The following is an 11,307-nucleotide window of genomic DNA, read 5'->3' as shown; positions in this document are numbered from 1 at the left end:
GTATGCATAGGCAGATGCCGCATGAGCTGCGTGAACACAAACTGGCCTTCGTGCATGGCGACGCCCTCCCCGTGAGGTCGTCCAGGTTGAGGCCTGCATGGTTGAAATCGCTAACACCCCGGAGCTGTCATTTTTTATCGCATGATCAATCGTTTACTGAGATCGCCGAGCAATTTCCCCGGACAGTACTGGGCCACGCAAAGAGAAAGTAACTCGGCTGCCGCAGGCAGACGAAAGCTCTTTGCTCTAAAACTCTTCGCCTTGAATGAAGCAAGAGCATCGCGCACAGGTTGCAATCCTGCAGCAACCAGGAAGCGGAAGGCTCAGCGCAGCGCCCATTTCGCGATGATCCGGTGGATCTCGTCCAACCCGTCGAACAGCGCCGCCGGCCCGGGCTGCAGGATGATCGGCGACTTGATCTCGTGCAGTTCGCCATCGCGCACCGCGGGAATCGTGTCCCAGCCCGGCCGCGCCGCCACCTTCTCGGGACGGAAGCGCTTGCCGCACCAGGAACCGAGGATGATGTCCGGCGCACGCCGCACCACCTCGTCGCCGTTCGGCAGGATGCGCTGTTTCGCCAGCGGCTCGCGGGCCAGTTCAGGGAAACAGTCGTCGCCGCCGGCGATGCCGATGATCTCGGCGACCCAGCGGATGCCGGTGATGATCGGCTCGTCCCACTCCTCGAAATACACCTGCGGCCGCCGCGGCAACCGCGCGGCCGCAGCGCGGATCTCGGCGAGATGGCGCTCGGCGCGCAGCGCGTAGGCCTCGGCCTTTTCGTGCGCGCCGACCAGTGCGCCGAGCCGGCGGATGTAGGCCAGGATGCCGTCCACGCTGCGGTGGTTGCTGATCCATACCTCGACGCCGGCCTTGACCAGCTCGCGCGCGATGTCGGCCTGGATGTCGGAGAAACCGATCGCCAGGTCGGGGGCGAGTTTCAGGATCTCGCCGATCTTCGCGCTGGTGAACGCCGAGACTTTCGGCTTCTCCCTGCGTGCGCGCGGCGGTCGCACGGTGAAGCCGGAAATGCCGACGATGCGCCGCTCCTCGCCGAGCGCGTACAGCACCTCGGTCGGCTCCTCGGTGAGGCAAACGATGCGTTGCGGAAAGTGATCGGACAAAGCGGCAGCCGCTGCGGCGTGATCCATGTGCTCAATTCCCCAGCACGGTCACCACCACCTTGCGCTGGTGCGGGTCGAGGCGGTGTTCCCACAGGTAGATGCCTTGCCAGGCGCCCAGCATCGGCTTGCCGCCGTGTACCGGCACGCTGAGGCTGACCCCGGTGAGGATCGACCGCACATGCGCCGGCATGTCGTCCGGGCCTTCCGCGTCGTGCCGGAAGATCGCGTCGCCGTCCGGCACGGCGCGCGCGAACCAGCGCTCCAGGTCGTCGCGCACCGTGGGGTCGGCATTTTCGCTGATCAGCAACGAACAACTGGTGTGTGCCGTGAACACGTGCGCGATGCCGGTCTGCACGTGGCTGGCTGCCACCGCGTCGCCGACCTCCGTAGTGATCTCGCTGAAACCGCGCCCGCGCGTGTGCACGGTGAAGCTGCCCTGCGCCACGTGTTCGGCAGGCAGCGCGCGGGTCACGGGTAGAGCATCCGGCTGGTCCAGGTCTGGCCGTGGCGGTCCCAGCGCACCCGCTCGTGCAGGCGGAACTCGGCGCCGTACCAGAACTCGACCATGTCCGGCTCCACCACGAAACCACCCCAGTGCGGCGGCCGGCTCACCTCAAGGCCGTCGAACTGCTGCTCGTAGCGCGCCACCCGCTGCTCGAACGTGTCACGGTCAGGCAGGGTCTGCGACTGCAGCGAAGCCCACGCGCCGATCTGGCTGCCACGCGGGCGGCTGGCGAAGTAGGCGTCCGACTCTTCCGCCAGCAGCTTGCGCGCGACGCCTTCCACGCGCACCTGCACGCCCTCGCGCAGCTGCTTCCAGTGGAAGCACAGCGCCACCTGCGGATGCGCCTCCAGCTGGCCGCCCTTGTCGCTCTGGTAATTGGTGTAGAAGCGGAAACCGCGCTCGTCGGCGCCCTTGAGCAACACGATGCGCGAGGCGACCCGGCCGGAGCCGTCCACGGTGGCCAGGTTCATCGCGGTCGGCTCGCGGTCGCCACTGGCCCTGGCTTCCTCCAGCAGCCGCTGGAAGGTGTCTAGAATTTCGAATTTGAGCATGGTGTCTGAAACTTTCCTTTTGCATCGTGGCCGACACGCGCCATCATGGCGCGGATGAATCCGACCGATAATAGTGCAATGCCCCATCCTTCCAGTACCCGACCGGCCCGGATGGCGACGCCATCTTCCGCCACGAAACGTGAAGGGGGCAGCGACATGCCCACCGGCGCCAAGCTCCGCCGCCGCGGACTGCCGGTGGCGGAAATCCCTCCCGGAACCACGGTGTGCCGCGGATGACGTCCCACGCCGACCTGCAGAACGAGGCCCTCGCCGGCCACCTGCTCGACCAGTACGCCGGGCGCATCGCCCGCTCGCGCCGCCCGTACATCATTGGCCTGTCCGGCCTGCAGGGCAGCGGCAAGAGCACCCTGGCGCGGGTGATGAAAGCGCAGGCCGAGGCCCGCGGCTGGGCCACCGAGGTGCTCTCGCTGGACGACTTCTACTACGCCCGCAGCGAGCGCGAGGCGCTGGCGCGCGACGTGCACCCGCTGCTGCGCAGCCGCGGCGTACCGGGCACGCACGAGATCGAGTTGCTGATGTCGGTGCTGGCCGCCCTGCCGCACGCCTCGGACAAGCTGCCGGTATCGCACCCGCGCTTCGACAAGGGCCGCGACACCCGCTTCCCGCCGTCGCGCTGGCCGCGCACCACGCGGCCGCCGAAGCTGGTGATCGTGGAAGGCTGGGCGCTGGGCATCCGGCCGCAGCTGCAGGCCGCGCTGGCCCGGCCGGTCAACGAGCTGGAGCGCAGCGAAGACCCCGATGGCAGCTGGCGGCACTGGGTCAACAAGCAGCTGCGCGGCTACCAGCCGCTGTGGCGCAAGTTCGACGCGCTGATCGTGCTGCAGGCGCCGAGCTGGGAGATCGTGCGCCGCTGGCGCGGCGAGCAGGAACAGGAACTGCTGGCGCGGCACGCGCCGCTGGCGATGGACGCGAGCGCGATGGAGCGGTTTCTGGCGCACTTCGAGCGACTCAGCCGGCACGCCCTGGCCACCCTGCCGGCGCTGGCCGACACCTGCGTGGAGTACGACGACGACCGCCACGTCACCGGCCTCAGCCACGGCTGAGCCGGATACCGGCGAAGCGTGCGTTGCGTCGACTCCGCCGGTGCGGGGCGCTCAATCGACGATGAAGTTGACCTTCATGTTGACGCGCCACTCGGTGACCGTGCCGTCGTCCTTGGTCACCGCCTTGATCTCGTTGACCCAGGCGCTCTTGATGTTCTTCACCGACTCGGCGGCCTTCTTCAGGCCGTGCTGCACGGCGTCTTCCACGCCCTTGCTGGACGAGGCATTGATTTCGATGACCTTGGCTACCGACATGGCGTCAATCTCCGGTGGAATCGTGCAAGCGGCACGCGACGCTCCCCCGCCCCGAAGCCCGAGTCTGTTCGCCGCCATCGGCGGGGGCAAGCCGCAGTGCAAAATCACCTCACGTTGACGCTTCCACCTGCACCGCCGTGCCGTAGGCCAGCACCTCGGTGACGCCCTGGGCCACCTCGTTGGCGTCGTAGCGCATCGCCACCACGCCGTTCGCGCCCATCGCGGCGGCGTGCCGCAGCATCAGCTCGAACGCTTCCTCGCGCGCCTTCTCGCACAGCTCGGTGTAGATCGAGATGTTGCCGCCGACGATGGTCTGCAGCGCCGCGCCGAGATTGCCGACCACGCTGCGCGAACGCACGGTGATGCCGCGCACGATGCCCAGCGAACGCACGATGCGGCAGCCGGGAATCTCGTTGGCGGTGCTGACCTGGTGATGCGGAACGGTGTTGGCCATGGCGGTTCTCCTGCGGTGGATGGTTCAGCCCTCGAGCAGGGCCGCATAGCCTTCGCGCGCATCCGGCCATTGCGGCGCCCAGCCACTGGCGCGCAGCCGGGCGTTGCTCAGCCGCTTGCTGCCCACGCCGGTCGGCGCCGCGCCCTCGGCCGGCAGCGGCACGTCGATCAGCACGGCAAGGAAGTCATACAGTTCGTCGAGCGGCATCGGCGTGTCGTCCGCGCCGAGGTACAGCGGCTGCGGCGACTTCAGTCCCAGCAGGTGCACGATCGCCGCGGCGGCGTCGTCGACGTGGATCCGGTTGGCCCAATGCGGCACTTCGCGCGGCACCCGCAGCTGCCCCGCGCGCAGGCGCTCGATCAGCTGCAGCCGACCCGGCCCATACAAACCGGCCAGCCGCAGCACGGTCGAGCGCAGCGGCTGCTGCGCCAGCCATTGCTCGGCCTCGAGCAGCACCGCGCCGTTGAACCCCAGCGGGTCGGTCGGGCTGGCCTCGTCGACCCAGTCGCCATCGTGCTCGCCGTACACGGCACTGGAGGAGATAAACAACAGCTGCGCCAACGTGCGGGTATCGAGCGCGTCGAGCAACTGACACAGGCCATCGACGAAGACCGCGCGGTACGTCGCCTTGTCGCGCGTCGTCGGCGCCGGCAGATAGACCAGCCGGGTGATCCCGGCCGGCAGTCCATGCAGGCTGGCCGGATCGGCCAGGTCGCCGCGCAGCCAGTGGATGCCGTGCCCGCCGCGCGCCGGCGGCCGGCGCCGCAGCGCCCAGACCTCGTCGCCGCGCGCGCGCAGGCGTTGCGCCACGCGTTCGCCCAGATCGCCGCACCCGGCCAGCAGGACACGTTCGCTCACCACCATCCTCCCGTTGCGCTGCCCGGGCCGACCTGCCCTGTTAGCATCTGCCCATGAACCCGTCGTCCAACCTGTTCCTCATCGGTCCCACCGGTGCCGGCAAGACCTCGATCGGGCGACGGCTTGCCGCGCATTATGGCCTGAGCTTCGTCGATCTCGATCAGGAGATCGAGCGTCATTGCGGCGTGGACGTGAACAGGGTGTTCGAGATCGAGGGCGAGGCGGGTTTCCGCCAGCGCGAGAGTGCGTTGCTGGACGAATGCAGCCGTCGTGCCGGGGTGCTGCTGGCCACCGGCGCCGGCGTGGTGCTCACCGCCCCCAACCGGCAGCTTCTGCGCGAGCGCGGCTACGTGGTGTGGCTGCAGACCACGATCGAACAGCAACTGGAACGGCTGGAGCGCGACCACCGCCGCCCGCTGCTGGCGGTACCCGACCGCCGCGAGCGGCTGCAGGCAATGGCGCAGGTGCGCGAGCCGCTCTACCGCGAACTGGCCGATCTCGCGGTACCCGGCGAGCACGGCAGCGTCGCCGCCGCCGGCGAACGCTGCATCGCGCTGATCGACCACCATTGGCAGCGCCGCGGCGCGGCCCCCAGGCAGACGGCATGAACGACTCCACACCACAGACCATCACCGTCGCCCTCGGCCAGCGCAGCTATCCGGTGTGGATCGGCGCCGGCCTGCTCGGCGACCACGCGCGCTGGCGCGCGATGCTGCGCGGCCGGCACGCGCTGGTGGTCAGCAACACCACGGTGGCGCCGCTGTACCTGCCGCGCATCGAGGCGGGGCTGGACGGGCTGCGTTGGTCGTCGTTCCTGCTCGACGACGGCGAGATGCACAAGACGTTCGCCAACGTGGGCCGCGCGCTGGAAGCACTGGGCGCACTCGGCGCCACCCGCGACGCCTGCGTGATCGCGCTGGGCGGCGGCGTGGTCGGCGACCTGGCCGGCTTCAGCGCGGCGTGCTGGATGCGCGGCATCGACTTCATCCAGATGCCGACCACCTTGCTGGCGATGGTCGACTCCTCGGTCGGCGGCAAGACCGGCGTGAACCTGCCGGTCGGCAAGAACCTCGCCGGCGCGTTCCACCAGCCGCGCGCGGTGCTCGCCGACATCGACACCCTGGCCACCCTGCCCGAGCGCGAATACCGCGCCGGCCTGGCCGAGGTGGTGAAGGGTGCGGCGATCGGCGACGAGCCGTTCTTCGCCTGGCTGGAACGGCACGCCGCCGCACTCGCCGCGCGGGATCCCGCCACAGTAATGGAAGCGATCGCGCGCAAGGTCACCTACAAGGCCGGCGTGGTTGCGCGCGACGAAACCGAGCAAGGCGAACGCGCGCTGCTCAACTTCGGCCACACCTTCGGCCACGCCCTGGAAACCGCCGGCCACTACACCGCCCTGCTGCACGGCGAGGGCGTGGCGATCGGCATGCGGCTGGCCGCCCGGCTGTCCGAGCGCCTCGGCATGAGCGACGCGGCCGCCACCGCCCGCCTGCAGCGCCTGCTGGAAAGCCTCGGTCTGCCGGTGGCGATCCCACCCGGGGTGGATCCGCCGCAGTTGCTGGCACTGATGCGGCTGGACAAGAAGAACACCGCCGGCACCTTGCGGCTGATCCTGTGGCGTGGCATCGGCCGGGCCGAGATCGTCGGCGGCGTGCACGAGGCCGACGTGCTGGCCGTGCTGCAAGACGCGGGATGAATCGCCGGGTGTGACGCCATGGCCCGGGCGGGCCGCGGGTGTCTGCGCGCAAATCCTATAAACTGTGTCGTCCGGCCACGCGCCTGTTCGTGCTGCACCCTGGAACCCATGCGCCTCTACCTGCAAACCGTGCCCGGCAGTGCCGACGCACCCCGCTACGTCCAGATCACGCTGGAACAGGACCTGCTCGGCGGCTGGACGCTGTACCGCGAATCGGGCACCCAGGGCGGCCGCGCCACGATGAAGCGCGAACAGTTCCTGGAGCGCGACGAGGCCGTCGCCGCTTTCGAGAAAGCCCGCGACGCCCAGCTCAAGCGCGGCTTCCGCCTGATGTTTGCCCAGGGGCTGGAAGGCCCGTACGGACGCTGATTGAAATGAATGACGTGTTGAAAAACGACCGCTTCCTGCGCGCACTGCGCCGCGAACCCACCGACACCACGCCGATCTGGGTGATGCGCCAGGCCGGCCGCTACCTGCCCGAATACCGCGCCACCCGCGAACGCGCCGGCAGCTTCCTGGGCCTGGCGCAGCATCCCGAGTTCGCCTGCGAAGTGACCCTGCAGCCACTCGAGCGCTTCGAGCTGGATGCGGCGATCCTGTTCTCCGACATCCTCACCATCCCCGACGCGATGGGCCTGGGCCTGTCGTTCGCCCACGGCGAGGGCCCGCAGTTCGCGCGCCCGCTGCGCACGGCGGCCGACATCGACAAACTCGCCGTGCCCGACATGGACGGCGAGCTGCGCTACGTGATGGACGCGGTGCGGCTGATCCGCCGCGAGCTGCATGGCCGCGCGCCGCTGATCGGCTTCTCCGGCAGCCCGTGGACGCTGGCCTGCTACATGGTCGAAGGCCACGGTTCGCGCGACTTCGCCACGCTGAAGGCGATGTGCTGGAACGAGCCGAAGCTCGCCCACCAGTTGCTCGACACGCTGGCCCGCGCGGTCGCCGCCTACCTGATCGCGCAGGCCGAAGCCGGTGCGCAGGCGCTGATGATCTTCGACACCTGGGGCGGCCTGCTCGGCCCGGCACCGTTCCGCGAATTCTCGCTGCGCACCATGGCGCAGATCGTGGCCGCGCTGAAGGCCGACCCGACCGCACGCGAGCTGCCGGTGATCCTGTTCTCCAAGGGCGCCGGCATGCACCTGGCCGAGATGGCGGACTCGGGCTGCGCCGCGCTCGGCGTGGACTGGACCATCGACCTCGCCGACGCCCGCCGTGCGGTGGCCGGCAAGGTCGCCCTGCAAGGCAACCTCGACCCTGCCGTGATGCGCGCCAGTCCCGAAGTGATCCGCCGCGAGGCCCGTGCCGTGCTGGACAGCTACGGCAACCACCCCGGCCACGTGTTCAACCTCGGCCACGGCATCACGCCGGAAGTGGATCCCGAGCACCTGAAGGTGCTGGTCGATGAAGTGCATGCTTACGGGCGCGCGTTGCGCGGCGCCTGAGCGGAGGAGCGGCGCATGGCCTGGCTCGTCAGCAAGTACCTGATCACCGCCGCCGTGGTGGTGATCGTCTCGGAGGCGGCCAAGCGCAGCGATCGCCTCGGCGGCCTGATCGCCGCGCTGCCGCTGGTCACCGTGCTGGCCCTGATCTGGCTGCAGCTGGAACATCAATCGCCGGCGAAGATCGCCAACCACGCCTGGTACACGTTCTGGTACGTGGTGCCCACGTTGCCGATGTTCCTGGCCTTCCCGGCGCTGCTGCCGCGTCTCGGCTTCTGGCCTACCCTGCTCGCCTGCGTGCTGATCACCGTGGTCTGCTTTGGCCTGTTCGCCCTGCTGGTACGCCGCTTCGGCATCGAGTTGCTGCCCTGAGCGGCTGGGCGGGCTTTTGGCAGCCAGCCGCCCGCCCCGTACAATTGCCCTCTTTGCTTCTACCCTCACGCGCCGGCCACGGCGCGCCATTGCGAGTCCCCTGATGGACAAGAGTTTCGAACCCACCCGGATCGAGTCGACGTGGTACGCACGCTGGGAAGCCAGTGGCGCGTTCAGGCCGTCGGGCCAGGGCGAGCCCTACTGCATCCTGCTGCCGCCGCCGAATGTCACCGGCACGCTGCACATGGGGCATGCGTTCCAGCAGACGGTGATGGACATGCTGGTGCGCTACCACCGCATGCGCGGCTTCAACACGCTGTGGCAGGTCGGCACCGACCACGCCGGCATCGCCACGCAGAAGATCGTGGAGAACCAGCTCGCGGCCGAGGACAAGACCCGGCACGACCTTGGCCGCGAGGCGTTCGTCGAACGGGTGTGGCAGTGGAAGGAAGCGTCCGGCTCCACCATCACCAACCAGATGCGCCGCATCGGCGCCGCCGCGGACTGGTCGCGCGAACGCTTCACCATGGACGAGGGCCTGTCGGCCGCGGTGCGCAAGGTGTTCATCGACTGGTATCGCGCGGGACTGATCTATCGCGGCAACCGGCTGGTGAACTGGGATCCGGTGCTGGGCACCGCCGTGTCGGATCTGGAAGTGAACAACGTCGAGCGCGACGGCCACCTGTGGTCGATCCGCTACATGACCACCGATGGCGCCGAGAGCGTGGTGGTCGCCACCACCCGTCCCGAGACCATGCTGGGCGACGTCGCCGTGGCCGTGCACCCGGAGGATGAGCGCTACGCGCACCTGGTCGGCAAGACGCTGAAGCTGCCGCTGACCGATCGCGAGATTCCGGTGATCGCCGACGATTACGTCGACAAGGACTTCGGTACCGGCTGCGTGAAGATCACCCCGGCGCACGACTTCAACGACTACGCGATCGGCCAGCGCCACCAGCTGCCGCCGATCACCATCTTCACGCTGGATGCGAAGGTCAACGACAACGCGCCGCCGAAATACCGCGGCCTCGACCGCTACGACGCGCGCAAGGCCGTGCTGGCCGATCTCGAAGCGCTCGGCCTGCTGGTGGAAGCGAAGCCACACAAGCTGCAGGTGCCGGTGAGCCAGCGCTCCGACGCGGTGATCGAGCCGATGTTGACCGACCAGTGGTTCGTCGATCTGACTTCGGACGTGCAGAAGGATGGACGTCCCGGCGGCCGCAAGGCGATCACCCAGCCTGCGCTGGACGCCGTGCGCAACGGCGACATCAAGTTCGTGCCGGAGAACTGGGCGACCACCTACACGCAATGGCTGGACAACATCCAGGACTGGTGCATCAGCCGCCAGCTGTGGTGGGGCCACCGCATCCCGGCGTGGTACGACGAGGCGGGCAACATCTTCGTCGGCGAGGACGAGGCGGATGCGCGCGCCAGCGCCGGCACCGCGCCGGTCGGTGCGCTGCGCCAGGACGACGACGTGCTGGACACCTGGTTCAGCTCCGCGCTGTGGCCGTTCTCCACGCTGGGCTGGCCGGCGAACGGCCCGGTCAAGAACGAGCGCGGCGAGATCGTCGCGAACTGGGAGCAGGACCAGATCTTCCTGCCCAGTGCCGTGCTGGTCACCGGCTTCGACATCATCTTCTTCTGGGTCGCGCGGATGGTGATGGCGACCAAGTATTTCACCGGCCGCATCCCGTTCCGCGAGGTCTACATCAACGCCATCGTGCGCGACGCGGAAGGCCAGAAGATGTCCAAGTCCAAGGGCAACACGCTGGACCCGCTGGACCTGATCGACGGCATCGCGCTGGAACCGCTGGTGGAGAAATCCACCCGGTCGCTGCTGATCCCGCAGGTGCGCGCCAAAGTGGAAAAGCGCATCCGCAAGGACTACCCCGACGGCATCCCCGCGATCGGCACGGACGCGCTGCGCTTCACCTTCGCCGCGCTGGCCAGCTACAGCCGCACCATCAACTTCGACATCAAGCGCGCCGAGGGCTACAAGGCGTTCTGCAACAAGTTGTGGAACGCGGCGCGGTTCGTGCTGATGAACCTGCCGGAAGGCGCGGTCGCCGCGCCGGCCGGTGCGCCGGTGACCGAAGCCGAACGGTGGATCCTCACCCGCCTCAAGCAGACGCTGGGCGAGATCGAGCAGCACTTCGTCAGCTACCGCTTCGACCTGCTGGCGCAGGCACTGTACGAATTCGTCTGGAACGAGTACTGCGACTGGTTCCTGGAGCTGTCGAAGCCGGCCTTGAACGGCGACGACGCCGCCGCGGCCGCTTCGACCCGGCACACCTTGCTGGTGGTGCTGGAAAGCGTGCTGCGCGCGCTGCATCCGGTGATCCCGTTCATCACCGAGGAAGTGTGGGCGTCGGTGGCGCCGATGCTCGGCCTCGGCGAAGGCAGCCTGATGCAGCGACCGTGGCCGCGTGCCGAAGACATCGTTGCCGACGACGCGGCCACAGCCGAAATCGAGTGGTTCAAGAACGTGCTTTCGGGCGTCCGCAAGATCCGTTCCGAAATGAACATCTCGCCCGGCAAGACGATCCCGCTGCTGCTTGCCGGCGGCGACGCCGGCGACCGTGCCCGCGTGGCGAAGTTCGCTGCCCAGATCGCCTTCCTTGCCCGCACCGAAGCGCCGTGGTGGATCGAAGCCGGGGCTGCGGAACCCGCCGCGGCCGCCGCCGTGGTCGGCACGCTGCGCGTGCTGATCCCGCTCGCCGGACTGATCGACCTCGGCGCCGAAAAGACGCGGCTGGCCAAGGAAATCGCCCGCATCGAAGTCGAGATCAGGAAGTGCGAAGGCAAGCTCGGCAATGCCAGCTTCGTCGCCAACGCACCGGCCGAGGTGGTCGCGCAGGAGCGCCAGCGCGTCGCTGACTGGAACAGCACACTGGGCGCGCTACGCGAGCAGGCGCAGAAGCTGGGTTGAGCAGGCGGCGGGCTCGTTGCTGCCGCCCGGTGACGCGCGGGCGGCTGCAACGGATTG

13 protein-coding genes are annotated in these 11,307 nt (G+C 68.6%); 7 read left to right on the top strand and 6 right to left on the bottom strand.

Annotated features, from left to right (window positions below):
* Positions 1-323: 323 nt before the first annotated feature.
* The 3 genes from RHOOR87_RS0117125 to pdxH are packed head-to-tail and all read right to left on the bottom strand — an operon-like array spanning position 324 to position 2,177.
* Positions 324-1,148: an ABC transporter substrate-binding protein gene (locus RHOOR87_RS0117125; protein ID WP_043795856.1), complete on the bottom strand. Its 825-nt coding sequence runs from the start codon at positions 1,146-1,148 to the stop codon at positions 324-326.
* A 4-nt stretch (positions 1,149-1,152) separates the two neighbouring features.
* On the bottom strand, positions 1,153-1,593 hold the full coding sequence (locus tag RHOOR87_RS0117120; protein ID WP_015446991.1) for a secondary thiamine-phosphate synthase enzyme YjbQ: 441 nt from the start codon (positions 1,591-1,593) through the stop codon (positions 1,153-1,155).
* Positions 1,590-2,177, bottom strand: a complete 588-nt coding sequence (pdxH, locus tag RHOOR87_RS0117115; RefSeq protein WP_015446990.1) for a pyridoxamine 5'-phosphate oxidase — start codon at positions 2,175-2,177, stop codon at positions 1,590-1,592. The genes RHOOR87_RS0117120 and pdxH overlap by 4 nt, the downstream gene beginning before the upstream one ends.
* A gap of 233 nt (positions 2,178-2,410) precedes the next feature.
* Here pdxH and RHOOR87_RS0117110 point away from each other — a divergent pair, with 233 nt between their 5' ends.
* Positions 2,411-3,241, top strand: coding sequence for a kinase (locus tag RHOOR87_RS0117110; RefSeq protein ID WP_027485728.1), 831 nt, complete (start codon positions 2,411-2,413; stop codon positions 3,239-3,241).
* Positions 3,242-3,292: 51 nt separating this feature from the next.
* Here RHOOR87_RS0117110 and RHOOR87_RS0117105 read toward each other — a convergent pair whose 3' ends face one another.
* From RHOOR87_RS0117105 to RHOOR87_RS0117095, 3 genes are all read right to left on the bottom strand, one after another.
* The gene (locus tag RHOOR87_RS0117105; protein WP_007507071.1) at positions 3,293-3,496 is read right to left on the bottom strand and encodes a dodecin family protein; all 204 of its coding nucleotides are present in this window, start codon (positions 3,494-3,496) and stop codon (positions 3,293-3,295) included.
* A 109-nt stretch (positions 3,497-3,605) separates the two neighbouring features.
* Entirely contained in the window at positions 3,606-3,950 is a 345-nt protein-coding gene (locus tag RHOOR87_RS0117100) for a YbjQ family protein (RefSeq protein WP_007507073.1), read from the bottom strand.
* Positions 3,951-3,974: 24 nt separating this feature from the next.
* On the bottom strand, positions 3,975-4,808 hold the full coding sequence (locus tag RHOOR87_RS0117095) for an SDR family oxidoreductase (protein ID WP_027485727.1): 834 nt from the start codon (positions 4,806-4,808) through the stop codon (positions 3,975-3,977).
* 53 nt (positions 4,809-4,861) lie between these two features.
* Between RHOOR87_RS0117095 and RHOOR87_RS0117090 the strand changes: the two genes are divergently transcribed.
* The 6 genes from RHOOR87_RS0117090 to RHOOR87_RS0117065 all read left to right on the top strand — a co-directional run bounded on the left by RHOOR87_RS0117090 (position 4,862) and on the right by RHOOR87_RS0117065 (position 11,250).
* Positions 4,862-5,416: a shikimate kinase gene (locus RHOOR87_RS0117090; protein ID WP_027485726.1), complete on the top strand. Its 555-nt coding sequence runs from the start codon at positions 4,862-4,864 to the stop codon at positions 5,414-5,416.
* On the top strand, positions 5,413-6,504 hold the full coding sequence (gene aroB / locus RHOOR87_RS0117085) for a 3-dehydroquinate synthase (RefSeq protein ID WP_027485725.1): 1,092 nt from the start codon (positions 5,413-5,415) through the stop codon (positions 6,502-6,504). The genes RHOOR87_RS0117090 and aroB overlap by 4 nt, the downstream gene beginning before the upstream one ends.
* 108 nt (positions 6,505-6,612) lie before the next feature.
* The gene (locus RHOOR87_RS0117080) at positions 6,613-6,873 is read left to right on the top strand and encodes a WGR domain-containing protein (protein ID WP_007507081.1); all 261 of its coding nucleotides are present in this window, start codon (positions 6,613-6,615) and stop codon (positions 6,871-6,873) included.
* 5 nt (positions 6,874-6,878) lie between these two features.
* Positions 6,879-7,949, top strand: a complete 1,071-nt coding sequence (hemE, locus tag RHOOR87_RS0117075; RefSeq protein ID WP_027485724.1) for a uroporphyrinogen decarboxylase — start codon at positions 6,879-6,881, stop codon at positions 7,947-7,949.
* A 15-nt stretch (positions 7,950-7,964) separates the two neighbouring features.
* Positions 7,965-8,318 carry a DUF3147 family protein gene (locus RHOOR87_RS0117070; protein WP_027485723.1) on the top strand — a complete coding sequence of 118 codons (354 nt, stop codon included), beginning with the start codon at positions 7,965-7,967 and terminating at the stop codon, positions 8,316-8,318.
* 103 nt (positions 8,319-8,421) lie between these two features.
* Positions 8,422-11,250, top strand: coding sequence for a valine--tRNA ligase (locus RHOOR87_RS0117065; RefSeq protein ID WP_027485722.1), 2,829 nt, complete (start codon positions 8,422-8,424; stop codon positions 11,248-11,250).
* The last annotated feature ends 57 nt before the right edge of the window (positions 11,251-11,307 follow it).

It is taken from the genome of Rhodanobacter sp. OR87 (assembly GCF_000473345.1).
Classification (GTDB): domain Bacteria; phylum Pseudomonadota; class Gammaproteobacteria; order Xanthomonadales; family Rhodanobacteraceae; genus Rhodanobacter; species Rhodanobacter denitrificans.
Note: the sequence above shows the minus strand (reverse complement) of the source record. Positions and strands in the feature narration are given on the sequence as shown.

What these genes read in the sequence shown, in the direction of transcription:
- RHOOR87_RS0117125 (WP_043795856.1), bottom strand. Translation starts at nt 1,148, where the DNA reads ATGGATCACGCCGCAGCGGCTGCCGCTTTGTCCGATCACTTTCCGCAA.
- pdxH (WP_015446990.1), bottom strand. Translation starts at nt 2,177, where the DNA reads ATGCTCAAATTCGAAATTCTAGACACCTTCCAGCGGCTGCTGGAGGAA.
- RHOOR87_RS0117110 (WP_027485728.1), top strand. Translation starts at nt 2,411, where the DNA reads ATGACGTCCCACGCCGACCTGCAGAACGAGGCCCTCGCCGGCCACCTG.
- RHOOR87_RS0117105 (WP_007507071.1), bottom strand. Translation starts at nt 3,496, where the DNA reads ATGTCGGTAGCCAAGGTCATCGAAATCAATGCCTCGTCCAGCAAGGGC.
- RHOOR87_RS0117100 (WP_007507073.1), bottom strand. Translation starts at nt 3,950, where the DNA reads ATGGCCAACACCGTTCCGCATCACCAGGTCAGCACCGCCAACGAGATT.
- RHOOR87_RS0117090 (WP_027485726.1), top strand. Translation starts at nt 4,862, where the DNA reads ATGAACCCGTCGTCCAACCTGTTCCTCATCGGTCCCACCGGTGCCGGC.
- aroB (WP_027485725.1), top strand. Translation starts at nt 5,413, where the DNA reads ATGAACGACTCCACACCACAGACCATCACCGTCGCCCTCGGCCAGCGC.
- RHOOR87_RS0117080 (WP_007507081.1), top strand. Translation starts at nt 6,613, where the DNA reads ATGCGCCTCTACCTGCAAACCGTGCCCGGCAGTGCCGACGCACCCCGC.
- hemE (WP_027485724.1), top strand. Translation starts at nt 6,879, where the DNA reads ATGAATGACGTGTTGAAAAACGACCGCTTCCTGCGCGCACTGCGCCGC.
- RHOOR87_RS0117070 (WP_027485723.1), top strand. Translation starts at nt 7,965, where the DNA reads ATGGCCTGGCTCGTCAGCAAGTACCTGATCACCGCCGCCGTGGTGGTG.
- RHOOR87_RS0117065 (WP_027485722.1), top strand. Translation starts at nt 8,422, where the DNA reads ATGGACAAGAGTTTCGAACCCACCCGGATCGAGTCGACGTGGTACGCA.